We start from the raw sequence: 26665 nt of genomic DNA on the forward strand, positions 1-26665 counted from the left end.
CATGCGCTGAAACTCGCTGTCGCCGGAATTGCTACGCACATCGTGCCGTTCTCTGTTGCGCTGGCGGCGAACTGGGCATTGCGGGATGTGTGGGGGGACGGCGCTGTTGGCTCATTCCTGTCAGGTGCGGTCGGAATGGCTCTGCTGGTGCCATTCCTGTTGTCAGGTCATGGGCTGGCGGTGGCGGCGCTGTCCAAATTACACCCCGATATCAAAACCGACGAGTGATTGCGCCTGTCATATAAATCGCCCTATCGTGCGACCGGAATGGTCGTTCAGGGGGGTATGACACCTTATGCAAAGCCGGTTTTCGTTTGATGGGGCGCTTATGTTCGCGTTCCGNGCGCCGCATGTGCGGAGCTTTCCGTGGATCTTTTCGGCGGCGTTCGCAGGCGTGTTCACTGCGTTCTTGTTGCTCATCATGCTGCTCGCCAGCGGAGATGCGAGGGAAGTGATTTCCGCATTCGAGGCGCTGGATCAGGCTGGATTTGACGATGACGACCCGCGGGTCTTGATCTCTCTGGTTCTGGGCGCGTTCGAGCCGCTCATCGGCTGGGGCGTGTTCGCCATGCTGGGCAGTTGGGTCATCTGGGCAGTATTCGAATCGGCATCGCAGCGTCGCTATATTCGGGATGAGGGCTTTTCGCTCGGTTTTGGCGGCGATGAATTACGCATGATGGGCGTCGGTTTCTGCTGGGCCGTGTTGCAAGCCGTCTTTACCCTGTTGCCCCTTTTCATGATCTTTGGATCAATCATGGGCATCTTTGATCTGATCGATTCCGGTGCATCGGAAGACGAGATTGCGAGAAGCATCATAGGCCCGATCTTTGGTGCGCTGGGCGTCTGGTTCCTGCTCTTTCTTGTCTACATCTTTTTCGCGACCCGCCTGGCACCATGTTTTGCGCTGACCATCAAGGACCGTGAGTTCCGGTTCCTTGATGCGTGGAACGTGTCGCGTGGACGGTTTTGGCCGATCCTTGGAGCCTATGTGATTATCACGATCGTGGGCGGCATCGTGGTCAGCATCGCAGAGCAAATACTCGAGTTTGGCCTGATCGGCGTGCTGACGCCTGCGTTGGGTGATGCCGAGACGGGCGAGGATTTTCTGCGCGCTTTCATGAGCGGAGGCGTTCTGGTCGTGTTGGCGGTTTACTTCCTGATCCGCCTCTTCCTGTCTGGCCTATTGATGCACGTGGCAGGCGGGCCAGCAGCGCTGGCCGCGCGGCACGACCCACGCGGGGGTGTCGACGACGCATTGCAGGCAGACGTATTCAATTAGCGGGTGGGCGAGCTGATGAACCGATTGGAATTCTCGTTTGGAAATGCCGTGGGGCATTTTCAGAAAACCGGCGGGCCGAAAGGCTTTCTGTGGAAGTTCGCACTGACTTATGCCCTTTTCGCCATCATTGTTCAGGGGCTGAGCCTCTATCTGATGGCCCCAATCTATGCGGCGGCGTTCAATCCCATCGTGATGGAAGACCCAGACGTGATGGACCAGATCATGCTGGAAAACATGGGGCGGGTACTTCTTGGATACCTCGTCTCGTTCGTGTTCGGCATCCTGATGTGGGTTCTGTTCGAAGCGGCCAGCCAACGGCGGTATATGCGTGCCGAAGGGTTTGGCTTGAAGCTCGGTGGCGACGAGGGGCGGCTATTCGTGGTAGGCCTGTTCTGGCTGGGCCTGATAATCGTGCTCTACATCGTCATGTTCCTGCTGATGATTGTGCCGATTACGATTGGCGCGGTCCTGGGCAGTGACGGCGCGATCATAGCGGGGCTTCTGACTTTCGTTCTGTTCATCGCGTATTTTGTGGCGGCGATCTGGATCGTGGTGCGCTTCTCTCCTGCGGGCGCGATGACGATCCGCGATCGCAAGATCCGTTTCGGCAGCGCCTGGCGTGTCACAAAGGGTAAAGTCTGGACACTGATCGGCAGCTGGCTTGTTCTCGCGCTGATCATGATGGCAATCATCATGGCGCTGTATTTGGTTTTTGCGGTAATGGCGATGCTGGCGCTGATGCCTGCCTTCCAGAGCGGTTCGGATGATCCAGCGGTTGTGTTGGCGGCGTTCGCCTCACCGGCGTTTATCATTCCGGCGATCATCTTCGGTCTGGTCTACTTGGCATTCGCAGGCGGCATGATGCATGTCTTCGGCGGCCCCGCAGCACTGGCTGCGAAGACCGATCCGAATTGGGCAGATCCAAACGCGATGGATGACACGTTCGCCTAAAGGCGGCGTAAACTTACTTGGCAGGGCTCGGCGTACGCGGTTTCCGCTTGGCCGGGCTCTTTGCTTTCGCGGCTGGCTTGGCAGGCGTTTTGGTCGTCGCCTTCTTTGGCTTTGCGGCAGGTTTTGCTTTTGACTTTGCGGTGGGCGCTTCGGCGGCACGCAGGCGCTTGTTGCGGGCGGCGCGACGTTCATCCTGACGACGGAATGTCTCGGCCAAATGTTTGCCGGTCCAGCTGCGCTCGCAAGCGGCAATGTCTTCTGGCGTGCCCGAGGCGACGAGTTCACCGCCGCCATCACCACCTTCCGGACCAAGGTCCAGCACCCAGTCGGCGGTCTTCACCACATCCAGATTGTGCTCAATGACGACAACCGTGTTGCCGGTGTCGACGAGCGAGTGCAGGACTTCCAGCAGCTTGCGTACGTCCTCGAAATGCAGGCCCGTCGTCGGTTCGTCGAGGATGTAGAGCGTCTTGCCCGTTGCCCGTTTGGACAATTCCTTGGCGAGCTTCACGCGCTGAGCCTCACCGCCTGATAGCGTGGTGGCCTGCTGGCCAACCTTCACATAGCCGAGCCCAACCTGGTTGAGCGTTTCGAGCTTTGTCGCAATGGCAGGCACGGCAGAGAAGAATTTGGCGGCGTCTTCGACTGTCATGTCCAGCACGTCGGCGATGGACTTGCCCTTGAACAAGACTTCCAGCGTCTCGCGATTATAGCGTTTGCCTTTGCAGGTTTCGCACGTGACATACACGTCCGGCAGGAAGTGCATCTCGATCTTGATGACGCCGTCGCCCTGGCACGCTTCGCAGCGACCGCCCTTTACGTTGAAGCTGAATCGTCCGGGTGCATAACCACGCGCCTTGGCTTCCGGCAGGCCCGCGAACCAATCACGGATCGGGCCGAAGGCGCCGGTATAGGTGGCCGGGTTCGAACGCGGTGTGCGGCCGATCGGGCTCTGGTCAATGTCGATGACCTTGTCGAGGTGTTGCAACCCGTCAAGGCTTTCATAGGGCTGGGGTGGGCTGGAGGCGCCATTCAGCTTGCGGGCCAGCGCCTTGTAGAGTGTTTCGATGATGAGCGTCGACTTGCCGCCGCCGGATACGCCGGTGATGCAGGTGAAGCTGCCAAGTGGGATAGTGGCGGTGACATTCTTCAGATTGTTCCCGGTTGCGCCTTTCAGCGTAACCTTGCGCTTTGCCTTTTCGACCGGGCGGCGCGTCGGGATCGGGATTTCCTTTGTGCCGTTCAGATAATCAGCCGTCAGACTCTTCTCGTCTGCCATGACTTCATCCGGCGTACCCTGAGCAATGATCTGCCCGCCATGCACACCCGCCGCTGGGCCCATGTCGATGACATGGTCGGCGGTGAGAATGGCGTCCTCATCATGCTCCACAACGATCACGGAGTTTCCAAGATCACGCAGGCGTTTCAGTGTTTCCAGCAAGCGATCATTGTCGCGCTGATGCAGGCCAATGCTCGGCTCATCCAGAACATAGAGCACGCCGGTCAGGCCGGAGCCAATCTGGCTGGCGAGGCGGATGCGCTGGCTTTCACCGCCGGACAGCGTGCCCGAAGCGCGGCTGAGCGTCAGGTATTCGAGGCCGACATCATTGAGGAAGTCGAGCCGGTCATTGATCTCTTTCAGGATGCGCCCGGCAATTTCATTCTGTTGCTTGGTCAGCGTCTTGTGGACAGATGCGAACCATTCATGTGCCTGTTTGATGGAAAAGACCGANGTGTCNGAAATGTCGAGACNGTTGATCTTTACCGCCAGCGCTTCGGGCTTCAGGCGTTTGCCNCCACANGCCGGGCAGGGTGCAGCNGCCTGGAATTTNGCGATCTCGTCGCGCACCCATTGGCTGTCGGTTTCGCGATAGCGGCGTTCAAGGTTNGGAATGACGCCCTCGAACGTTTTCTTCACCTCATAGCGGCGCATGCCATCATCATAGACGAAGTTGACCTCTTCCTCGCCTGTTCCGAACAGGATCATCTGGTGGATGTCATCCGGCAGTTTGTTCCAGGGCTTCTTGAGGTCAAACCGGTAGTGCGCCGACAGGGCCTGCAGCGTCTGCGTCTGGTAGGGAGAAGTCGATTTTGCCCAGGGCGCGATCGCGCCATTCAGCAGGTCAAGATCCTTGTCCGGAACAACCAGGCCGACATCCACTTTCAGCTGTTCGCCAAGACCATCGCACGTCGGGCAGGCGCCAAAGGGATTGTTGAAAGAGAACAGGCGCGGTTCGATTTCCGGGATGGTGAATCCGGACACCGGGCAGGCAAAATTGGCGCTGTAGGTAATGCGCTTCGGTTCGGTCTCGCCCTCTTCCAGATCGGCATATTCACCGATGGCAATACCATTGGCGAGACCGATGGCAGTTTCAAAACTCTCTGCGAGGCGCTGCTCCATGCCTTCGCGCACGACGATACGGTCGACCACAACGTCGATGTCATGCTTGAATTTCTTGTCCAATTTGGGTGGGTTTTCAAGTTCGTGGAATTCGCCATCCACTTTTACCCGCTGATAGCCATTCTTCAGGAGTTCAGCGAATTCCTTGCGATACTCCCCTTTCCGGCCACGGACGATGGGCGCGAGCAGGTACAATCGCGTGCCTTCCGGCAAGTCCATCGTGCGGTCGACCATCTGGCTGACGGTCTGGCTTTCGATGGGCAGGCCGGTCGCGGGCGAATACGGAACGCCGACGCGCGCCCAGAGCAGGCGCATATAGTCGTAAATCTCTGTCACCGTGCCAACGGTGGAGCGCGGGTTGCGGCTGGTTGTTTTCTGCTCGATGGAGATGGCGGGCGAAAGGCCTTCAATACTCTCGACGTCGGGCTTCTGCATCAATTCCAGGAACTGGCGCGCATAGGCCGACAGGCTCTCCACATAGCGGCGCTGGCCCTCGGCATAGATCGTGTCGAACGCCAGCGAGGATTTGCCCGAGCCGGACAGGCCGGTCATCACGACAAGCTCGCCGCGTGGGATGTCCACGTCGACATTTTTCAGATTGTGTTCCTTGGCGCCGCGCACGCGGATGAAGGGGGACTCGGCCATTTCAGGAGCTCTCTGGCTGGGACGGTGTCTGTTTCGAACGCGAAACAGGCTTAATAGTTGCTAGGTCCTATGTGTGCCTTGAGTCCAGCTTGACGACAAGAACAAAATGTGAACATACAGCGGTCGCTGCATTTTCATGCCAAAGGCGGGGGAAATCTCACCGTCACGGGCGACAGGCCGCCTTGGGAAGAGTAAAAGCAGATTCGAATCGAAAGCGAAACAGATCGGAGCGGAGTTGGAACCATGGCAGGATCAGTGAACAAGGTCATTCTTGTCGGCAATGTCGGACAGGACCCGGAGGTCCGCCAGTTCCAGAATGGCGGCCAGGTCGCCAGTTTTTCGCTGGCCACATCTGAAACCTGGAAAGATCGCAATACGGGCGAGCGCAAGGAAAAGACCGAGTGGCACCGCATCTCTGTCTTTAGCGAAGGCCTTGTTCGCGTTGTGCAGAATTACATCAAGAAGGGCTCGAAACTCTATATTGAAGGCCAGCTCGAGACCCGCAAATGGCAGGACAAGGATGGCCAGGACCGCTACACGACGGAAGTCGTGCTGCGCGGCTTCAACTCTACCCTGACCATGCTGGATGGCCGCAATGACAGCGGCGGCGGCCGGGCTGCCGGCAATGATTTCGGCGGCTATCAAGGCCAGAGCGGCGGCGCGCGCCAGATGAGCGGCCCGCAGGAGAGCTTCAGCCAGGATCTGGACGACGAGATCCCGTTCTAGAATGGCGAAGGCAGGCTGGCATCCTGCGTATTGGCTGCTGGCGGCTTTTGCCGTCGTGTTGAGCGCTTGCCAGTCTCCTGTCGTTTCGGCGACGGGCAATCTGGATCACATTCTCGAAAACCAGGCGCTGTCGCCCGATGTCGCGGCGCTGGTGATCTATCGGCTGGAAGACGAGAGGGTTTGGACCAGCAGCGGCGACCGGCCCGCTGAGCGGTTCGTCGCGGCATCGACATCCAAGATTCCGCACACGCTGATTGCGCTGGAGACCGGCGCTGTCAGTGGGCCTGATGAATTGTTTGAGTGGGATGGCGAAGTCCGGTTTGTGCCGGGCTGGAATGAGAGCCAGGATTTCGCGACAGCCTTTCGGCGTTCCACAGTGTGGATTTACCAGACGATCACGCCGCGTATAGGCAGCGCGACACTGGGCGACTGGCTCGCCAAATTTGATTTTGGCAATGCAAATACCGGCGACGCCGACGATATCCAAACCTATTGGCTGAAAGGCCCTCTGGAGATTTCGGCGCACGAACAGATCGGATTTCTGGCAAAGCTGGCCGCGCGAACCCTGCCACTATCCGCAGAGACTTATACTCAGGCTTTGCCGATCATGTTGGAGAAATCCGGTGAAGGCTGGACGCTGTATGGCAAAACCGGCTGGAAGAGTGTGAAGGGTGAGACGGATATTGGCTGGTATGTCGGTTGGCTGGAGCAGACAGCCGGTGAGGCGCCGGGAACTTATGCCTTTGCGCTGAACATGAATATGCGCGGCGACAATCCGCCCCTGCAGAAGCGCCGCGCAGCCGTGCATGAAGCGCTGATTGCGATCGGGGCGCTGGAAGCCCCTGCTGACCCCTAGGAATAGGGCGTTTTCGCCCGTAATTACTGCTATTTTGACCCTGTCGCATTTGTTTCAAGAGCGACGGGATGCTAGAGTCGTTGCTGTATCGGAACAGGTGATTCCCGCCGGTTTCACCCCAGCCAGGACGAATTCTCCATGAGCGACGAAACGACTCCTCCGGACGAGCCGGAAACGCCCGAAAATGGCGGTGAGGGCAGCGCGCCCCTGCCAGACGGCATCGAGCCGATTTCTATCGAATCCGAGCTGAAAAGCTCGTATCTCGACTATGCGATGAGCGTCATTGTCAGCCGTGCGCTGCCCGACGTGCGCGACGGCCTGAAGCCGGTTCACCGCCGTATTCTCTACGCGATGGATGTGGGTGGAAACACGCCGAGCAAGCCCTACAAGAAATCCGCCAACATCGTTGGTGCCGTGATGGGTAACTACCACCCGCACGGTGACTCCGCGATCTACGATGCGCTTGTACGTATGGCGCAGCCCTTCTCCATGGGCGTTACGTTGGTTGATGGTCAGGGCAATTTCGGCTCAATCGACAATGATCCGCCGGCTGCCATGCGTTACACTGAGAGCCGTATGACGAAGGAGGCGACTTACCTGCTCGCCGACATCGACAAGGACACGGTCGATTTCCAGGACAATTATGACGGGTCCCAGCAGGAACCGGTCGTTCTGCCCGCGCAGTTCCCGAACCTCCTGGTCAACGGTGCCGGCGGCATCGCGGTTGGTATGGCGACCAATATCCCGCCGCACAATCTGGGCGAAGTGATCGACGCCACGCTCGCCGTGATCGACGACCCGACGCTGGATGAAGATGCGTTGCTGGAGATCGTGCCGGGACCAGATTTCCCGACCGGTGGCCTGATCATGGGCATGTCCGGCAGCCGCAAGGCGCTGACCACCGGACGTGGCAGCGTCATCATGCGCGCCAAGACGGATATCGAGGAAGCCAAGAATGGCCGTCAGGCCATTATCGTGACCGAGATCCCGTATCAGGTGAACAAGGCGGCGATGATCACCAAGATCGCCGAACTCGTGCGCGAGAAGCGGATCGAGGGCATCGCCGATCTTCGCGACGAATCTGACCGGAACGGTATTCGCGTCGTCGTCGAGCTGAAAAAAGATGCCAGCGCGGAAGTCGTGCTGAACCAGCTCTACCGTTTCAGCCAGATGCAGACGAGCTTTGGCGTGAACATGCTGGCGCTGAATGGTGGCCGCCCAGAGCTGATGAATTTGCGCAAAGTGCTCGATTGCTTTGTCACGTTCCGTCAGGAAGTCGTCGTTCGTCGCACCAAGTTTGAACTGAACAAGGCGCGCGACCGTGCGCACGTTCTTGTCGGCCTTGCCATGGCTGTGGCGAATATCGACGAAGTGATCCGCATCATCCGCTACTCGCCTGATCCGAATTCTGCCCGGGAAGCCCTGCTGGAGAAAGCTTGGCCGATCATGGACATGGGGCCGTTGCTTGACTTGATCGCAGACCGCCGGACTCGCAAGGGTGACGGCGATACGATCTTTCTGTCCGACGAACAGGCCCGTGCGATCCTGGCGTTGCAGCTCTCCCGCCTCACCGGCCTCGGTCGCGATGAGATCGGCAACGAAGCCAAGGGACTGTCCGAAAAGATCGAGGACTTCCTGGATATCCTGCGCTCGCGTCAACGCGTGATGGACATCATCAAGGGCGAGCTTTCCGAAGTGAAAGAGAAGTTCGCTGTACCGCGCCGCTCCGAATTTGCCTTCGGTGGCGTCGACATGGAAGACGAAGACCTGATCGAGGTCGAAGACATGGTCGTGACCGTGACGCATGGTGGCTACGTCAAGCGCACCCCGCTCTCGACCTACCGAACCCAGCATCGCGGCGGCAAGGGCCGTTCCGGCATGAACATGAAGGACGAGGATTTCGTCGTGAAAGTGTTCTCTGCCACGACACATACCGAGGTTCTGTTCTTCTCGTCGGCTGGCATGGTCTACAAGGAGAAGGTCTGGCGCCTGCCAATGGGCGGGCCGAACTCTCGCGGCAAGGCGCTGGTGAATATCTTCCCGCTGGCCGCTGATGAGCGCATAGAGAGCGTGATGCCGTTGCCGGAGGATGATGAGTCCCGTAACGAGCTCGACGTCATGTTTGCGACGCGTTCAGGCACCGTCCGCCGCAACAAGTTGCCGGACTTCGTGCGCGTAAACCGGAACGGAAAAATCGCCATGAAGCTCGATGAGGGCGATGGCATTGTGTCGGTGAAGATATGCTCCGAGAAGGATGATATCCTTCTGACCACAGCGCTCGGCCAGTGTATCCGCTTCGCGGTACCGGATGTGCGTGTGTTTGCGGGCCGTAACTCAACTGGTGTTCGCGGCATTCGCCTGGCGGATGGCGATGAGGTCATCTCGATGGGCATTCTGCGGCACATCGACGTTACGTCTGAAGAGGCGCGGGCTTATCTCAAGCACGCCGCCGCCATGCGCCGCGCGGCCACAGGTGAGGAAGAAGAAGTCTCTGACGATGATGACGAGGCCGTGGCAGAGGCCGCGCTGAGTGCCGAGCGTATTGCTGAACTGGGTGCCGCCGAAGAGTTCATCCTGACCATTGCCGATGATGGCATGGGTAAGCGTTCTTCCGCCTATGACTACCGCGTCACCGGACGCGGCGGTAAAGGCCTTGTCGCCCAGAATATCTGGGGCCGCGACAAGAAGCAGGGGCCGGTCAAGAAAGTGGCCCAATCCTTCACGGTGGATGATGGTGATCAGGTCATGCTCGTCACCGATGCCGGCCAGCTGATCCGCACGCCAGTGGACCAGATCCGCATTGCGGGCCGCTCCACAGGTGGTGTCTGGGTTCTGCGCACGGCTGAGGGTGAACGGGTGGTTTCTGTCGCACGGCTTGTGGAAGACGCTGAAACCGCTATGGATGGTCCCGAAGAAGCAGCGGGAGAATAGATCCCGCGCCAGAAACACGAGCCGCTCAAGCGGGAGGACAGCTAGTGCATCGCGTCGGACTATACCCAGGAACCTTCGATCCACCCACCAATGGCCATATCGACATTATCGGTCGGGCCCGGAAACTGGTGGACACGCTGATCATCGGGGTGGCGGTCAATGAGGCGAAGAAGCCGTTGTTCAGCCTGCAGGAACGCGTCGATATGGTGCGTTCCGAGTGCGAGAAGCTGAACGGGCCTGGACTGGCTGAAATCAAGGTTATGCCGATGCATGGCTTGCTCATGAAGTTCGCTGAGGCCTGTGAAGCGCACATCATTGTGCGGGGCCTGCGAGCGGTTCAGGATTTCGAATACGAATTCCAGATGACGGCGATGAACGAGCAACTGAATCCCGACATTGAAACCGTGTTTCTGATGGCCGATGTTAAGCATCAGGCGGTCGCCTCCCGGCTCGTGAAGGAAATCGCGGCTTTGGACGGAGACATCACGCCATTTGTAACGCCCGACGTAAAACGGGCACTTTTGGAGAAGTACCAAAAATGAAGTTTGCCGCTTTTGCGCTCGCCGCTTCCGCCCTCGCCCTGACAGCAACGGCAGAGACTACAGACAGCGCAGCGCCAGCGGACGACACTGCCGTCGCGGCCTNTACGGTGGAGCAGGCGAAGGCAGAGCCTGAGAANTGGCGCGCCGTGGANCCNGAGCGCCTGTTCATCTTCAATACGAACAAGGGGCGCATCCTTATCGAGGCTTTTCCGGAAGTTGCGCCAAAGCATTACGAACAGTTCGCGGCAATCGTCCGNTCTGGTGACTATAACGGCACGAAGTTTCATCGCGTGATCGAGGGGTTCATGGCCCAGGGCGGTGACATCCGCGCGATCAATGGCGTGGGCTCTGGCCTGCCGAACATTGAGGCTGAGTTCACCTTCCGTCGAAACCCGGCCGAGATGCCGCTCGATTATCCAATCGGAAACCGGGANGATGCCGATGGCGGCTTTATCAACGGGTTTCCGGTCGCGACCCGGCCACTCTGGCTTGCGCAGGATCTTGGCAACGANACCATTCAGAGCTGGATTCCGCATTGCCCCGGCGTTGTGTCGACCGCGCGCCTTGGAAATGATGAGAATTCCGGCAACTCCCAGTTCTTCCTGATGCGCGGCTATGCGGAACATCTGGATAAGGAATACACGGCCTGGGGCCGNGTGATNGANGGTCAGGATGTGGTCATGTCGATCAAGAAAGGTCCGGACGGNACCGANGGCGTGGTTGCNAAAGACCCGGACACACTGGAATCCACCGCAGTGGCGGCGGATCTGCCAGAGTCCGAGCGCCCACAGGCGTGGGTGATGCGCACCGACAGCGACCTGTTCGCCAGCCAGATTACCGAGCCGGGCCGTCCACATGTTTGTGACCTGCCGGCTGTTCCGACGGTTGTGGCCAATTAGGGCAACTACCGAGGCTGGGGCCGATGGACCTTTCACAATTCCAGTTTGACTTGCCGGAAGAGCGGATCGCCTTGCGTCCGGTTGAGCCGCAGGATTCTGCGCGCCTTCTGGTCGTGCACGGAGATGGCAGGCTGGAAGATGCCCATATCCGGGACCTTCCGCGGTTTTTGTCGCCCGGGGATGTCATGGTGTTCAATGATACGCGGGTTTTGCCTGCCGCGTTGAAGGGGGTTCGTCCGGCAAGGGACGAGACGGGGCAGGATGTTGCCTGCGACGTGAATTTGACTGAGCGCATTGACGCCCGCTNATGGCGCGCGCTTGCCCGGCCGGGGCGCCGCTTGAAAGAGGGCGACCGTATTGTTTTTGCTGAAGGATTTTCCGCAGAGATTACNGGCCGCCACGAAGGCGGCGAGATCGGGCTGCTCTTTTCGCTCAGCGGCGATGAGCTGACGGCTGCGCTGGATGCGCACGGGGCNATGCCTCTGCCTCCCTACATCGCGCGNCGTCGNCCTGCAGACGCTAAAGACCGGCAAACCTACCAGACGGAGTTTGCAGGGGATGATGCCGCTTCAGTTGCGGCGCCCACGGCCGGACTGCATTTTACCCCNCGGCTGCTCGAAGAGATCGATNCGGCCGGGATCGCGCGAGAGACGGTGCGCTTGCATGTGGGGCTTGGTACGTTCAAGCCGTTAGAGGCGGCGCAGTTGGAAGCCAACCGGTTGCANGAGGAGTGGCGACGCCTGACGCCGGAAGTTGCTGAGCGTCTGAACGCGGCGCGCTCTGGTGGACGGCGCGTTGTGCCGGTCGGTACGACTGCCATGCGCACACTGGAAAGCTGTGNGAATGCAGANGGCATNCTGCGCGCCGCCACGGGGCCAACTGACATTTTCCTGAAGCCGGGCGATGCTGTGCGCGCGACCGATGCTCTTGTNACAAACTTCCANTTGCCTGGATCGAGCCTGTTCATGNTGGTCTGCGCGCTTATGGGAACTGATGTGATGCAGGCCGCTTACGCCCACGCTATCGAAACCGAATACAGGTTTTACTCCTACGGTGATGCGTGTTTGTTGCTGCCATAGAAAAGCCCCCATGCTTGAAGCATGGAGGCCTCACTACTCGAATAATCAAGAATTAGCGAATTCGAACGGTTGCACGCACACCTTTCGGCTCGAACCGTTTTCCATTCTCTTTGTAGCAGAACATGGTGTCGTGGCGGACGCGCTCGCCATCTTCCCACGTGTACTGGAATGATTCGTAGCAATCATATCCGTTATAATCCGCGTACCAGCGGTGGGTACGCCGTACTTCATGGCGGGTGTGCCAATGGCCGGATTCGTAGCCATTATAGACATAGGTTTCATGCCGGTGACGAGGATGCGGATCCGCCGTGCGGACGCCCACACCAAGGTCAACATCGGCATCTACACCCAAGCCGAGCTGGGCGTATGCGGGAGCAGTTGCAAGCGCCGTCGCGAGACCAAACGCCGCAGTAGCGGCGATACATTTGACCGAGTTCAACATGGATCAACTCCTTTCAGCTAGCCAGCAAAACGGCTCGCTGAAGGCGTGGTTCCTGTTGTCCTGAAATGGCCTTATTTCGGTAGTGCGGGCTGTCCGAGTTCATCCCGCGTGCGGATTGCTTTGGCCGCGGTGATGCGAGCAAGCAGACGGCCTTTGTCGTCTTTCCAGTCAGCTTCGACGAGGCCGGTTGTTCGACCGCGGCTGACGAGGCGACCTTCAATGGTGATCAGGCCGTGACTGACTGGACGCAGGATACGGGTCTGCAATTCCATGGTCGTGAACCACTCGCCCTCTTCCAGAGCGCTGGCCATCGTGATCGAGACGATATGGTCTGAAAACCCGGCAACCCAACCGCCAAAGGCGCGGTTTTCGCTGATGTCGCGGTCGCCGGTGTTTGGCCACTCGTACCGCGTATAGCCATAGTCGAATTCCTTCAGCCAAAGGTCTGGCCGAATGCCGAGATTCTTGAGGCCAATGGGGGGCTGCCAGGATCCGTCCTGCAGATTGCTGAGAAAGGTGCGGGCTTGGGGTGAGAGGGTACGTTCGGTCATGCGAGCCGAGCTCCATTGGGGACTGTGTGGTCGGGTGAGAAGAGGACAATCCTGTCTTTCTCATCCGGGAAGCCGAGGGTGAGGACTTCGGACATGAATTTGCCAATCTGGCGAGGCGGGAAGTTCACCACACCAGCGACTTGCTTGCCGATCAGGTCCTCCGGCACGTAGTGGTCCGTGATCTGTGCAGATGATTTCCTGGTTCCGACGCCGGGGCCAAAATCGATCAGAAGGCGAATAGAGGGTTTGCGTGCGCCTTCGAGCGGGGCAGCTTCGACGATTGTGCCGATACGGATGTCCACCTGTCGGAAAGTGTCAAAGCTGGTCTCTTCGGCGGGGGCCGAGTCCGGGGAATCTGTCAAATGCATGGATCAGGTAACCGTTGTGCCGCCATCGACAACAATCATCTGCCCGGCCATGTAGGCGCCAGCCTTCGAAGCAAGGAAAACGGCTGCGCCGGCAATGTCTTCCGGATCACCTATACGGCGCATGGGGGTGCCTTTTTCGATACGCTCGGCCAGTTTCGGATTTTCCCAGAGCGCGCGGGCAAAGTCTGTCTTGATCAGGCCGGGCGCGACGCAATTCACGCGGATATTGTGCGGGCCTAGCTCAATCGCGTAGTTGCGGGCGAGTTGGAAATCTGCGGCTTTCGAAATGTTGTATGCGCCAATCGTGTCGGACCCTTTGAGACCACCGATCGACGAAATAATGACGATGGCGCCGTCGTTCCGTTCCTTCATTTCCGGGGCGACGAGCTGGATCAGCCAATGATTGGAGATGATGTTGTTGGAGAGGATTTTCTCGAAGGACTCATCGTCGATCTCCTCGATCTTTCCATAATATGGGTTCGAGGCTGCGTTGCAGACGAGAATGTCGATCTGACCAAAGGAGTCGCGCGTCTTTTCGACGAGCGTCTTGAGCTCATCCTTGGAGGAGATGTTTGCCGGCACTGCAATCGCGGTCCCATCGCCATGCTTCGCGTTCAGGGCATCGGCGACTTCCTGGCATGGGCCGGGCTTACGAGACGAGATGACGACGCGGGCGCCCTGTTCCGCCATTTGTTCTGCGATGGCCTTGCCGATGCCGCGAGAAGATCCGGTGATAACGGCCGTTTTGCCGGAAAGGTCGAACAGGCTCATGATGTGGCTCCCTGAATTATGTTTTCGGGGAAATGGTTATCATAAGCGACCGTAGCGAACAGGGGTCACGCTAGGAAAAGCCGGATCAGGTGAGTTGCCATTCCATCATCAGGATTTCGGCCAGTCGCTCAGTGCGCTTGCGCACGACTTCTGACGTCCAAGCGTCCTGATCGACGAGGTCACGCGTCAAGGCGAAGTCCTGCCCGCCGCCGCCATTGAAGTAGACATCCTTTTTTGCGCGGTAGTCCATCCGATCGGCTTTCTGGTTCACCTTGTTGGTGAGCAGCACGAAATTGCCCAGCGTGTCGCATTGTTCGCGTCGTTTTGCGGGGTCGGGCCAGACAATCATCCAATGGCTATCCTCGCTGATATTGCGGGGCAGCACATGCTCGACAGTCGCATCCGACTGGGGCGCAATGGTAAAACCACCATCCAGCGCCGCATTCAGGCGCAGCGCCATGGAGCGTCGTTGGCCGAACGTTGCAAACCGTCCCAGCATCCGGTCGAAGGCCCGACGGCTTTCATCCTTGGAGATGTTGAAGGGGCTGCCACGCCCATTCAGGGCGCGCTTGTTACCAATGTTCTCATTGACCTTGTTGAAGCGTTTCGTGCGCTGGTCGCGATCCGTCAATACGAGCATCACGATGTAGGACAGACGTTCGAGCTTGGTGAAAAATTCGGGGGCGTCTTCATGGTCAACGCCTTGCTCAACCAGGAATTTCAGTGCCGGCGCACGCCAACTGGTCTGATCAAGCGCGCGCATCTGGTTGAGCTTGTCACTGATCAGTTGCGCGTGGGGGCCCTCTTTCACGCGGGCCGTCGTGATGATCTTGTAGGCTTCGACATAGCGCGGCAGCAATTCGTCCAGAAAGCCGCGAGCAGTCACTTTGGGGATCACGTTCTTGAGGAAGCCGGTGATCAGTTCGCCTTTGGAGGATTTGTCGTAAATAGAGCGAATCTGGCGCAGCAAGTCATCGAAGGCGCTTCCACCCAGAACCGCCTCATGTTCGGCCCATTGTTCGGAATAGGTGGCGGCTTCCTTGGTGGTGAATTTTGACCGTTGGAACAATTCGGTCTTGATGATGTCATGTGCGCCAGGTTCTTTTCCCCGCGTATTCAACACACGGAACACTTTGAAACCCTGATCCTTGTCGTTGACGACCACGCGCACGAGCGCGCAGCGGTTGATTGTGATGTCTGCGAGGGCGCGCCGGTCTTCGTCGGAAAGCTCGCGGACGCGTTTCAGCAGGGTGCGGGCATTCTGTACCATGCGGCGCTGACTGTCGCTCTCACCGGACTCGCCATCCAGCGAAAGAGTTGCGCCNGGCGTTTGAATCATGTGCCGGAAAAACGGCCCGTCCATATGGTTNAGCTCCAGCCTCCAGCTTGCGGCTTCACCCAGCATCGGGCGGGCCTCATCCGCAATCAGAGCGTGAATTTCCTTGCTTTTCGCGGCGTCCGATTCGGTATCGCGCAGGACAGCGAGGAGAATGGTCAGGGTCGTCAGGCGCTGTTGCCCGTCGACAATTTCCAACAGGCCTTCTTCGGTGCCTCGATTCAGTACGACCGCGCCGATGAAGTGTGGCGTGCCGGTCTCCGCAGCATCGAGCAGGTCCGTCAGCAATTCGCCCGCTTCGCGTTCGCCCCAGGAATAACTTCGCTGATAGGGCGGCATGCACAGCCGCTCGCTAGGGGCAAAAATGTTCTTGAGTGAGCTCTCTTGAGCACGTACGCCGAGATCCATGTTGGCATCCTCTATACAAGACTTGTGAGTAGCCCTTGCCAACAATGACCACAACGTCACATGAACCGTTTGCAAGGCGTTTCGGGAAAAAGTGTGACAGGAGAGTAACGCAATGAGGTTGGTTCGGTTCACAGGAAAAGATGGCGATCGCTACGGAATTCTTCGGGGCGAAAGCATCCGGCCAATCCCTGCAGAGACGCTGGAAGACGCNCTGCAAACGACCGGGTCAGAAGCCCCTGAGATCGCGCTCGCGGATGTNGAGTTGCTTGCCCCTGTNGAGCGCCCGAGAAAAATTCTNGGGATTGGTGTGAACTACGCCGCTCATGCCGCCGAGAGCGTCAGTTTCGTGGATACGAAAGCGCCTCAGGTCCAGAAATGGTTCAACAAGCAGGCCACATCNGCNAATGCGCCCTTTGGNNAAGTGCATCTNCCAAAGGTTTCGGNACAGCTGGACTATGAAGTCGAGCTCGTCGTGGTTATTGGCAAGCACGGTCGCCATGTGCCGCGCGAGCGGGCGATGGAGATTGTTGGCGGGTTTTGCGTCGGCTGCGATTACTCGGTCCGCGATTGGCAGAAGGCGAGCCAGACCATGATCATGGGCAAGGGGTTTGACACGCATGCGCCGTTCGGCCCGGCTATCGTGACACCTGACGAGATTGAGGATGTCTCGTCGCTCCAGCTTCGATCCTACATAAATGGGGAGCTGCGCCAGAGCGGGCANGTTCGGGACATGATTCACGACATTCCAGCTCAGATCGCGCATCTGACNGCCGCGTTCACGCTGGAGCCAGGTGATCTCATTTTCACCGGGACGCCTGCAGGTGTGGGGGCGGGACATACTCCGCCAAAATGGTTGAAGGCTGGCGACACGGTTCGGCTCGAGATCGANCAGNTNGGNGTGATCGAAAACCAGATTATTGCTGAACCTGAGACGGCAAGAATCGGATAAGCCTCGCTGCGATGATTGTTCGGAGCTTGCTCGCTTTTGCCGCCCTTGTGAGCGCGGTAGCCTGTGGATCGGCGAATGACGCGCCGGTCGCGCCTCCGCCCGAACTTGCAATCCGTTCAACTGACTTCGCGCTTCTGCCTTGTTCCGAGCGCTTGCTGCCAGGCAAATGCGTGATCGTANTGGCGGGCGGAAAGCGTGTGATGTTCGGTGCGCCTGCAGGCGTGACTCTGGATCAGTCGAGCGCAGACCTTCGAAACCTCGATGCAGTNATGCTGCTGTCGCTGCGTGGTGAAGATGTCGAGGGGCTGGATGAGTTGAGGAATGCCGCTTGGCGCGCGGGGCGTGAAAGCTCGCTACCGGTGGCCGGGCCTTCGGGCACAGGTGAATTCGCGGGCATTCTGAACAGGGCTTATGAAGTATCNGATGCGCTGATCTTTGTGGAAGAGAGACCGGCTGGGGGCTTTGATGCGGCTCTGCTTGCCNTATTGCCCGGTGAAGGTGAGGCTGAAGCGACAGTTTTCGACACAGGCGATTTGCGCGTGCGGAAATTCGAAACGGGCACAGACCGCGCGACATATATTGTCGATTATGCAGGTCACAATCTGATCCTGTCGTCATGCGGCGGGACGCCATTGCAGGAATTATCGGGCGGAGAGTTTCGTGTGCTTGATTGCGAATCGGAGTGGCCATTGGGGGCGCCGGAATTCGTATTTCGTGACGGCTCGTCTGATTGACCTCAGCATTCGCTGTTATTCCACAGCTTCCCCCAATGTCGCCGATNAGCTGTCATGGAGGCGATTATGCCGAATNGTCAGATGTCGCGCATAGCGCGCTGACACTATTCACCTTGTCCGGGAACGCGACGCCTGCCATGCTTTGAACCACTGGGATTGTGGCATGAGTGTAAACAAGCTGTGACAAGAAGGTCGCGCTTGGCAAATTCTTTCAATTCCTCGCAATTCGTTAACCAATTGGGCCTAGCTGTTAACATTCANGGGTTGTATCGGGTGCTGACGTAATGACTTTTGTTCTGTTCCTTCTCTACGCGGCAATCGGCGGGGGCGTCGGTTACGGCGTGTTCACGCTGACGGATGTCGGCATGCCCCTGTCCATCGCGGCGGGCGGTATCGCGACAGCGTTGCTCGGACAAATCCATATCCTGATCAAGTCTGACCGCTCCACCAAGGAGATCGACGAGCGCATCGACCGTGTNGAGCGCACGGTCCGTGATTCTGTTGAGCGTGTTGATGTTGTTGAGGCGCGCACCGAGGCCGTTGAGGCGACGATCAAGCATGAGCTCACCGAACGCCGTGATGCGTTGGTTACCGAAATGAAGCAGCTTGAAAGCCTCATCGACCGNNTGTCCAAGAGTTTCGAAAACAAGCTGGCCGAGACCAGCGAGAANGCAATTGTGGCACCGGAAGAAGACGCCATTCTGCGCGATGTGCGCGACGCGCTGAAAGACGGTCGCGTCGATCTGCACTTGCAGCCGATTGTCTCGCTGCCACAGCGCCGCGTATCGTTTTATGAGGGGTTCACCCGTCTGCGCCGTCCGAATGGCTCGCTGGTCCTGCCGGCCGAGTTCCTGGATGCCGCACGCCGGGCGAAGCTGATGGGGATCATCGACAACTTCACCCTGTTTCGGTGTGTCCAGATCGTGCGTCGCCTTGCGGAGCGGGATCGCCGCGTCGGCGTATTCTGCAACATCTCTGCATCCTCTTTGGAAGATTCGACATTCTTCCCATTGTTCCTTGAATTCATGACGGAAAATCGTGATCTTTCAGGCGCGGTTATTTTCGAGATCACGGCTGACCGTTTCGAGACGCGCTCTCGCACGATGCGGGACAATATGGACAAGCTGACGGCGCTTGGCTTCCGCTTCTCGATTGATCACGCAGACAGCCTTGCGCTGGATCTGCCGCGTCTTCAGTCAGCCGGTATTCGCTTTGTGAAGATGAATGGCACGCTGCTGATGGACCAGTTGCGCGATCCTGCTGGCCCGCGTCCCGTGTCGTCGATCAATCGCCGTGTGGACGGCGAAGAAGTCAGCGCTGTGTTCTCTCGCTATGGCGTTACCGTCGTAGCCGAGAAGATCGAAGACGAGGCCAGCGTGATCGAAATTCTGGAATACGATATTCCTTACGGTCAGGGCCATGTGTTCGGCGCGCCGCGTCCGATCAAGTCTTCGCTGATGGAAGAAACGGCCCCGCCACAGGAATTGGTCCAGCGCTTGTCCAATTTCGGCTGATCCCGACCACCTTCAATTTGCCTCATTGATGCGGTCCGATGCCTCCAATTGGTGGAGGACGGTATGAGATTTGTCGCGTTTTGTATTCCGGTAGTCGCCCTTTGTCGCGCAGCGGCGGCCGAGCCTCAAATGGTTCAGCGCATCACGGTGGAATTGCCGGGGCCAGCTGAGTTCGAGGCGCCGGACGCGTTGCAAGCCATGACAGAAGGTGTCGTCCTTCTGGACCTCCGCATTTCGCCGGAACTGGAACCCAACCTGCTGAACTCAGATGGCAGTGCAGCCAACCTGGAAGGGTGCGAATTCGGCGGCGTGGAAGCCGATACGGTCATGATCGGAACGGGGTCCAATCACATGATCCTGGAAGTGCTGATGGGCGACCCCGAAACCCATGCCGCAAACTTGCTGTCCTGCAACTACGCGCCAGAGCTGATTTCTGAAGACGGTTTCGGCCACATGACGCGTGTCAAAGGCTGCTTTCTTGCGCATTCCATTTCCATTCCAACGGCCGTTCACTGGCGTCTCCATCCATTGCCTGCGTCAGCCTGCGGATTTGGCGATTGACCGCCTCACTGGCCGGGCATAGGTCCATATGTATGACAGATTTGAAATTTCCGGGCGGCTTGTCCGACATCGCGGACAAGTATGATGCCGTTCTGTGCGACGTCTGGGGGGTCATTCACAATGGCCGCGCCAAATTCGACGAGGCTTGCGACGCGCTGGTGACCTATCGGTCCAAGGGCGGAAAGGTTTGCCTGATTACGAACGCACCTGTCCCGAAACAGCAGGTCATTGACTATTTCGAGCCACTGGGCGTTCCAGCGGATGCCTACGACGATTGCGTATCTTCAGGCGATGCGACCCGTGCGGAATTGAGCAAGCGCACAGACAAGGTGTTCTGGGCGATGGGGGCGAATGCCCGCTGGGAACGCGACCCATACCTGTATCAGGGACTGGACCTGAAATTCGGCGAGCCGGACGAATCGGACGTGCTGCTCTGTATCGGTTTGCGCGATTCACTGAATGACCACCCCAGCGATTATACGGACACGCTAAGACAGGGGATTGATCGCAACATTCCCATGATTTGCGCCAATCCGGACAAGCAAGTGAGAATCGGTGGACGCCTGCATTGGTGCGCCGGCGCGCTGGCGGAAATCTATGAGGATCTTGGCGGCAATGTCATCTATCCGGGCAAGCCTCACGCGGCGATATATGATCTGGCGGTTGAGCGGCTTGGCGATGCCGCAGCGAACAAATCCCGCGTGCTGTGTATAGGCGACAGCCCAACGACGGACATGCGCGGTGCGCGGCTTCAAGGCTTTCACGGCCTCTATGTTGGCACCGGCCTGAAGGAGCATGGCGACAATTTTGAAGCGGAGGTCGCAGACCTTCTGGCCGATTATGGCGAGCAGGCGACCTATGCGATGACTGGCCTCAGATGGTGACGTGTTGCGCTGCAGCGTGTAACCAAACTGCCGAAAAGCAATCAGGAGCCCAAACGGGATGAGTGAGTTCACCGGTTACAAGTACGAAGATCTCGATGTCGGCATGTCTCATGAGACGGTGCACGTGATCACCGAAAACGATATCCAGCGCTTTGCCGAAGTGTCTGGCGACTTCAACCCTCTGCACATGTCAGACGAGTTCGCCGCGAAAACGGTGTTCGGCAAGCGCATCGCGCATGGTGCNCTGACAGCGAGCTACATCTCCGGCATTCTGGGCAACAATNTGCCAGGNCCNGGCGCGATCTTTGTNGGGCTCTCCATGCGNTTCAAGCGCCCGGTTCACATTGGTGATGAGGTGACTGTGCGGGCAGAAGTGGCCGAGAAGAAAGATCGCGGTAACCGCGTGACGCTGAAGGTCTCCTGNATTGTCGATGGCAAGCGCGTGATCACAGGTGAAGCGGAAGTGGTTGCNCCGCGNCGGGAGGATTGATGGGCGTTTTCGCCGANTATCGAGGCCTGCCGGAACGGGCGCGTGGTGCATCGATTGCCCTTGGCAATTTCGATGGGCTGCATGCGGGCCACAAGGCTGTGATGGCGGCGGCAAGAGAGGCAGGAGCCGGCAATTTCTCTGTGGCCACGTTCGAGCCGCCCCCGCACGCNTATTTTCGCCCGCAAGACCCACCTTTCCGCATTTTCCGCCCGGAGCGCCGCAATGCTGCGATCTTGGCTGAAGGCGCAGACTCTGTGTTTGAACTGCCTTTCAATGGCGAAATGGCGTCCAAGACCGATGAGGAGTTCGTGCGCGAAGTTCTGGTCGATGGCCTTGGCGTCAGCCATGTGTCTGTCGGCTTTGATTACCGCTTTGGCCGGGGACGTATGGGCCATGCGCAGCGCCTGGCCAGTCTTGGGCGCGCACTTGGTTTTGGCGTGACCATTGTCGACGAAGTCCAGAACGAAGATGAGAAAGCCTCTTCAACAGCGATCCGCCAGGCATTGCGGGCCGGGGAGCCTGAACTGGCGGCGCAGATCCTGGGGCAGGTATGGGTTGCTGATGGCCCGGTTATCAAGGGCGAGCAAAATGGCCGGAAGTTCGGCTACCCGACCGCCAATACGAGCCTGGGCGAGCTGATCCATCCCAAGTACGGCGTGTACGCGGTGCGGGTTCGCATCGATCGGGCGGGTGAATGGTTGCCAGGTGTCGCCAATTTTGGACGCACGCCAACCACGGGTCTGCGCGATCCGCTGCTGGAGGCGCACATCTTCGACTTTGATGGCGACATTTACGGTCGGTGGATGGAGGTTCAGATAATCTCTTACATGCGGCCAGAGCTGCATTTTGAGAGCCTGGATGCCATGGTGGTGCAGATGGGCAAGGACGTNATAGANGCAAAGCAACGTCTGGCGGCAGCCTNATTCTACTTGGAGTGTTGCCCAGNCGCCGCCACAATCACTTTCTAGAAACTGAAGCACTGGTTTGAGGGACGACCATGTTGAAGTGTTTGATCGCCGCGGGGATTGGCCTTGCGGCTGTACCAATAGCGAGCGCGGATCCGGGGACGATGGATCCGCCTGTGCCAGAAGCCGGGACTATCGATCCGGCCTTGCTGGAGCCAATCCAGATCATCAAGACGGTGACGATGGACGATCTGCGTCTGATGCTGGATGAGGTCGGCGCGACCTTTATCGCGGCGGGGCGCACAGGCGATGGCGCACCTTTCGTGTTCGGCGAGTTCGAGGACGGTTTGACCTTCGGNGCTTATGCCGTCTGCGCGCTGCCGGATGGCAGCGATTGCCGCGGACTGGAGTTCATGGCGGTCTATGGCTCANCGGTNAGCGAGCAGGTGATTGCGGGAATAGACCGCGATTATCCCGCAATCTCCCTTTACAAATCCGATGCGCAGAAGGTGCGTGTGTCGCGCTATGTCATCCTCGACCACGGCATCGCCTGGGACAACATGATCGAGAACATGAACGTGTTCCGTACGCTTTGTGGCAAGGTGTCNGAACGCCTGGCCAATCTGGCGGAAACGCAAACCACCGCTGAATGGCAATAGTGACTCGTTAAGACGAGCCTGCTACGGAAATCGCATGGCACGGATAGACTGCATTCGAATTAGCCGCCCGGCTGCGCGCTGACCCGGAACGAACGGGGCCGCGAAGCCGGGAGCCCATGCTCTGAACGCATGAAAAAAAGCCGTGGCCATTGCCCGGCATTTCCGTAAAACACGCCAAAACTGCCATAGGCCCGACATGACCGATTCCCTGACCGACCGCGATTATCGCGACACGCTGTTTCTGCCTGCCACCGAGTTTCCGATGCGGGGCGGCCTGCCCAAGCGCGAGCCCGACTGGATCAAGCGCTGGGATGAGCTGAAGCTGTACGAAAANCTTCGCGCCGATGCGAAGGCGCGCGGGGCNAANCCGTGGATCCTGCATGATGGCCCGCCCTATGCGAATGGCCACATTCACCTCGGCACGGCGATGAACAAGATCGTCAAGGACATCATCGTGCGCTCGCACCAGATGACNGGTCTTGATGCCTCTTACCTGCCGGGATGGGACTGCCACGGCNTGCCGATCGAATGGAAGGTGGAAGAGGAGTTCCGCTCCAAGGGCAAGACCAAGGATGATGTCGCGCCNGGAGACTTCCGCGCCGCTTGCCGCGCCTATGCCGGCAAATGGGTGGACGTACAGAAGGCAGAGTTCCGCAATCTCGGCATTGAGGGTGAGTGGGACAATCCGTACCTGACGATGAAATTCGAAAGCGAAGCCTCCATNGTGGGCGAGTTCCTGCGCATGGCAATGGGCGGCACGCTGGTGCGCGGCGCCAAGCCGATCATGTGGAGCCCGGTGGAACGCACGGCGCTGGCGGAAGCGGAAGTGGAATACCACGACCGCAAGGTGCCGGTGATCTGGGTGAAGTTTGGCATCCCGTCGCGTNATGATGGTGCAGAGCTNGTCATCTGGACCACGACACCGTGGACGATCCCAGCCAATCAGGCCGTNTCCTACAGCACCGACATTTCTTACGGGCTCTACGAAGTCGAGACCGTGATGAGCGAGGAAGAGCTTGGCTTTCCTCCGTACGCCGCGACGGGCGACAAGCTGATCCTTGCGGACAAGCTGGCAAAAGATGTCCTCGACGCCGCCAAGGTGACTGGCTTCAAACGTGTTGAAGACGTGGACCCGGCGACGCTCGGCTCGTTGACTCATCCACTGGCTGGTGTGGACGCGTTCTTCCAACATGAGGTGCCATTGCTCGCGGGCGATCATGTTACAGATGATGCCGGTACGGGCTTTGTGCATACGGCGCCGGCGCATGGTGAGGACGACTTCAATGTCTGGATCGCGTCCGGGCGCAAGGCGTCTGACATTCGCGACATCGTGAACCCGGATGGAGCCTATCAGCACCAGGAGCTTCCGGCCGCGCTGCAGGGGCTCGACATCATCCGCACGTCCGGCAAGAAGCGGGGCGAGCAGGGCAAGGCGAACCCAGAAGTCATCAAATTGCTGGCAGAGAGTGGAAACCTGCTCGCACGTGGCATGACGACGATCCGCGATGCGCATTCCTGGCGCTCCAAGGCGCCGGTCATCCGCCGGGCGACGCCGCAATGGTTCATCTCGATGGACAAGCCCGGCCCGAACGGCAAGACGCTGCGCGAGAATGCGCTGAAAGCCATTGAAGATACCGAATTCTTCCCCGCTGTTGGCCGCAATCGCCTGCAGGCAATGGTGGAAGGACGCCCGGACTGGCTGATCAGCCGCCAACGCAATTGGGGCGTTCCGATCACGATTTTCGTCAACAAGGATGGCCAGCCGCACACGGCCGCGCTGGCTGCCGATCAGGCAGAGCAACTGAACGAAGCCATCAAAGCGGCGATCGCACAGGGTGGCGTCGAAGCATGGTTCGATACGCCTGCGGAAGACTTCCTGTCGCCGCTCGGTCTGGATTCGGGTGATTGGGACAAGGTGACGGACGTTCTGGACGTCTGGTTCGACTCCGGCACGACGCATGCCTTNGCCCTGCGCGAGCGCGGTATCATCGACCCGGAGACCGGGCAGGCGGATCTCTATATGGAAGGCTCTGACCAGCATCGCGGCTGGTTCCAGTCGTCCCTGCTGGAGAGCTGTGCAACACGCGGTATNGCNCCNTACAAGCAGGTNCTNACGCANGGCTTNATCGTGGATGCNGANGGCAAGAAGATGTCGAAATCNATCGGCAACACGATCGAGCCGCAGGAAATCCAGAAACAGTACGGCATCGAAATCCTCCGTATCTGGACGGCCTCGGGCGACTATACTGAAGACCTGCGAATCTCTGACGAGATCATCAAGGGATCGGTCGAGACCTATCGCAAGCTGCGCAATACGGTGCGTTACCTGCTGGGCGCGCTGGATGGGTGGAGCGAGGCCGAAGCCCTGCCGCGTGACGAAATGCCGAGCCTTGAGCGCTGGGTGCTTCACCGCCTTGCCGAACTCGATGGCCAGATCCGTGCGGCTTATAACGTATACGACTTCAAGCGTGTCATGGCGCTGTTGATCAATTTCTGCGGCGTCGATCTGTCTGCGGTCTATTTCGATATCCGCAAGGATAGCCTGTACTGCGACCCGCGCTTCGATACGCAATCAGCCTGGGACAAGGACACGGCTGTCTTTGGCAATCGCCGCCGCGCCGCACGCACAGTCATGGCGGCTGTGCTGGAACGCCTGCTGACATGGCTGGCTCCGGTCATGCCGTTCACGATGGAAGAGGCGTTTCTTGAAAGCCATCTGAAGGACCGGGCTGAATCTGTGCATCTGCTGCAATTCGCAGAAACGCCGGAAGGCTGGAAGGATGACGTGCTGGCCGCGCGCTGGGCAAAGATCTTCACCGTCCGCCGCGTCGTGACCGGTGCGCTGGAAGTGGAGCGCCGCGAGAAGCGGATTGGTGCGTCTCTGGAAGCTGCGCCGAAAGTGCATATCGCGGACCAGGCCCTGATTGATGCCTTCAAGGGTGAGAGCGCCGCCGACATCTTCATCACGTCCGGCGCAGAGCTGATCCACACGTCCAACGGAAATGGCGGCGGGTTCACGCTCGACGATACCGACGGCGTGGTCGTGTACCCGGAGAAGGCAGACGGCATCAAATGTCGCCGTAGCTGGAAGTATTTCGACCCATCCACGGCTGACCCGGCCTTCCCGGACATTACGCCGCGTGACGCGCTGACCGTAAAGGCCTGGGACAAGGTTCACGGATGAGTGCGGGGAATCGCTTGATTGGCAGGGCTGAAGCTGCAATCTGCTCGGCATGAAACTGAAACTTGCCAATCTCTGGGCCCCGGCGCTCATTCCAGTGTTCCTGCTGGCGGACCAATGGTCCAAATGGCTGATTCTGAAGGATCCTCGGTTCAACGCCCTGGCTTGCCTGGATAACCCCTATCAGTGTGGGCATGTCCCGCTGCCGGGGCCGATTGACCTGACCATGTTGTGGAACCGCGGCATGAGCTACGGCATGTTCCAGTCTGAAGGCATTGGCCGCTGGTTGCTTGCCCTGGTGATGCTGGTAATCGCGCTCGGCTTTCTGTACTGGCTGGTGCGCCACGCCAGCAACTGGCTGTTGAAGCTGTCGCTGGCGATGGTCGTCGGCGGGGCCTTTGGAAATCTCATCGACCGGGTTCGGTTCGGAGCCGTCGTGGACTTCATCAATGCCAGCGACCTATACTTTCCGTGGGTCTTCAATGTGGCTGACGCTGCAATTAGTGTTGGCGCGGTCTTGCTGTTTGTCGACCAGTTCTTACTGTCGGGCCGGAAACAGGCTAAGACACAGTCTGAGTAGTTTAATCGTGATGGCGAGGACGC

Annotated in this window: 21 protein-coding genes; 15 read left to right on the forward strand and 6 right to left on the reverse strand. The window is 58.7% G+C overall.

Annotated elements, in window-relative coordinates; genetic code table 11:
• Positions 1-1294: 1294 nt before the first annotated feature.
• Positions 1295-2230, forward strand: a complete 936-nt coding sequence (locus CBB91_RS10335; protein ID WP_273013977.1) for a hypothetical protein — start codon at positions 1295-1297, stop codon at positions 2228-2230.
• 13 nt (positions 2231-2243) lie between these two features.
• Here CBB91_RS10335 and uvrA read toward each other — a convergent pair whose 3' ends face one another.
• Positions 2244-5276, reverse strand: coding sequence for an excinuclease ABC subunit UvrA (gene uvrA / locus CBB91_RS10340; protein WP_273013978.1), 3033 nt, complete (start codon positions 5274-5276; stop codon positions 2244-2246).
• A 243-nt stretch (positions 5277-5519) separates the two neighbouring features.
• Here uvrA and ssb point away from each other — a divergent pair, with 243 nt between their 5' ends.
• The 6 genes from ssb to queA all read left to right on the forward strand — a co-directional run bounded on the left by ssb (position 5520) and on the right by queA (position 12309).
• Entirely contained in the window at positions 5520-6002 is a 483-nt protein-coding gene (gene ssb, locus CBB91_RS10345) for a single-stranded DNA-binding protein (RefSeq protein ID WP_273013979.1), read from the forward strand.
• Between the two features lies 1 nt (position 6003).
• Positions 6004-6858 (forward strand): OXA-1090 family carbapenem-hydrolyzing class D beta-lactamase, encoded by an 855-nt coding sequence (blaOXA, locus tag CBB91_RS10350; protein WP_273013980.1) that lies wholly within the window; start codon positions 6004-6006, stop codon positions 6856-6858.
• 138 nt (positions 6859-6996) lie between these two features.
• The gene (gene gyrA / locus CBB91_RS10355; protein ID WP_035552891.1) at positions 6997-9789 is read left to right on the forward strand and encodes a DNA gyrase subunit A; all 2793 of its coding nucleotides are present in this window, start codon (positions 6997-6999) and stop codon (positions 9787-9789) included.
• A gap of 44 nt (positions 9790-9833) precedes the next feature.
• Entirely contained in the window at positions 9834-10331 is a 498-nt protein-coding gene (gene coaD, locus CBB91_RS10360; protein WP_035552893.1) for a pantetheine-phosphate adenylyltransferase, read from the forward strand.
• The gene (locus CBB91_RS10365; protein WP_273013981.1) at positions 10328-11230 is read left to right on the forward strand and encodes a peptidylprolyl isomerase; all 903 of its coding nucleotides are present in this window, start codon (positions 10328-10330) and stop codon (positions 11228-11230) included. Before coaD ends, CBB91_RS10365 begins: the two co-directional genes overlap by 4 nt.
• 23 nt (positions 11231-11253) lie before the next feature.
• The gene (queA, locus tag CBB91_RS10370; RefSeq protein ID WP_273013982.1) at positions 11254-12309 is read left to right on the forward strand and encodes a tRNA preQ1(34) S-adenosylmethionine ribosyltransferase-isomerase QueA; all 1056 of its coding nucleotides are present in this window, start codon (positions 11254-11256) and stop codon (positions 12307-12309) included.
• Between the two features lie 52 nt (positions 12310-12361).
• On the opposite strand, the gene CBB91_RS10375 is transcribed toward queA, so the two are convergent.
• The 5 genes from CBB91_RS10375 to CBB91_RS10395 form a co-directional block, all read right to left on the reverse strand.
• The gene (locus CBB91_RS10375; protein WP_035552897.1) at positions 12362-12751 is read right to left on the reverse strand and encodes a hypothetical protein; all 390 of its coding nucleotides are present in this window, start codon (positions 12749-12751) and stop codon (positions 12362-12364) included.
• Between the two features lie 71 nt (positions 12752-12822).
• Positions 12823-13302 carry a PaaI family thioesterase gene (locus CBB91_RS10380; protein WP_035552900.1) on the reverse strand — a complete coding sequence of 160 codons (480 nt, stop codon included), beginning with the start codon at positions 13300-13302 and terminating at the stop codon, positions 12823-12825.
• The gene (locus tag CBB91_RS10385; RefSeq protein WP_035552903.1) at positions 13299-13670 is read right to left on the reverse strand and encodes a tRNA-binding protein; all 372 of its coding nucleotides are present in this window, start codon (positions 13668-13670) and stop codon (positions 13299-13301) included. Before CBB91_RS10385 ends, CBB91_RS10380 begins: the two co-directional genes overlap by 4 nt.
• 3 nt (positions 13671-13673) lie before the next feature.
• Positions 13674-14441 (reverse strand): SDR family oxidoreductase, encoded by a 768-nt coding sequence (locus tag CBB91_RS10390; protein ID WP_273013983.1) that lies wholly within the window; start codon positions 14439-14441, stop codon positions 13674-13676.
• A gap of 85 nt (positions 14442-14526) precedes the next feature.
• Positions 14527-16185: a DUF262 domain-containing protein gene (locus CBB91_RS10395; RefSeq protein ID WP_081806167.1), complete on the reverse strand. Its 1659-nt coding sequence runs from the start codon at positions 16183-16185 to the stop codon at positions 14527-14529.
• 112 nt (positions 16186-16297) lie between these two features.
• Between CBB91_RS10395 and CBB91_RS10400 the strand changes: the two genes are divergently transcribed.
• The 8 genes from CBB91_RS10400 to lspA all read left to right on the forward strand — a co-directional run bounded on the left by CBB91_RS10400 (position 16298) and on the right by lspA (position 26642).
• A complete protein-coding gene (locus CBB91_RS10400) occupies positions 16298-17134 on the forward strand; it encodes a fumarylacetoacetate hydrolase family protein (RefSeq protein WP_273013984.1) in 837 nt (278 codons plus the stop codon).
• A gap of 1018 nt (positions 17135-18152) precedes the next feature.
• Complete coding sequence (locus CBB91_RS10405; protein ID WP_273013985.1) at positions 18153-19382, forward strand: EAL domain-containing protein; 1230 nt, start codon at positions 18153-18155, stop codon at positions 19380-19382.
• A gap of 63 nt (positions 19383-19445) precedes the next feature.
• Positions 19446-19943, forward strand: a complete 498-nt coding sequence (locus CBB91_RS10410; RefSeq protein WP_273013986.1) for a hypothetical protein — start codon at positions 19446-19448, stop codon at positions 19941-19943.
• Positions 19944-19975: 32 nt separating this feature from the next.
• Positions 19976-20827 carry a TIGR01459 family HAD-type hydrolase gene (locus tag CBB91_RS10415; RefSeq protein ID WP_035552922.1) on the forward strand — a complete coding sequence of 284 codons (852 nt, stop codon included), beginning with the start codon at positions 19976-19978 and terminating at the stop codon, positions 20825-20827.
• A 58-nt stretch (positions 20828-20885) separates the two neighbouring features.
• The gene (locus CBB91_RS10420; protein WP_273013987.1) at positions 20886-21317 is read left to right on the forward strand and encodes a MaoC family dehydratase; all 432 of its coding nucleotides are present in this window, start codon (positions 20886-20888) and stop codon (positions 21315-21317) included.
• Complete coding sequence (ribF, locus tag CBB91_RS10425; protein ID WP_273013988.1) at positions 21317-22285, forward strand: riboflavin biosynthesis protein RibF; 969 nt, start codon at positions 21317-21319, stop codon at positions 22283-22285. The genes CBB91_RS10420 and ribF overlap by 1 nt, the downstream gene beginning before the upstream one ends.
• A 792-nt stretch (positions 22286-23077) precedes the next feature.
• Positions 23078-26065: an isoleucine--tRNA ligase gene (ileS, locus tag CBB91_RS10430; RefSeq protein WP_273013989.1), complete on the forward strand. Its 2988-nt coding sequence runs from the start codon at positions 23078-23080 to the stop codon at positions 26063-26065.
• A 49-nt stretch (positions 26066-26114) separates the two neighbouring features.
• Positions 26115-26642 carry a signal peptidase II gene (gene lspA / locus CBB91_RS10435; protein WP_035552935.1) on the forward strand — a complete coding sequence of 176 codons (528 nt, stop codon included), beginning with the start codon at positions 26115-26117 and terminating at the stop codon, positions 26640-26642.
• The last annotated feature ends 23 nt before the right edge of the window (positions 26643-26665 follow it).

It is taken from the genome of Hyphomonas sp. TMED31, from assembly GCF_002172815.1.
Taxonomy (GTDB): Bacteria; Pseudomonadota; Alphaproteobacteria; order Caulobacterales; family Hyphomonadaceae; genus Hyphomonas; species Hyphomonas atlantica.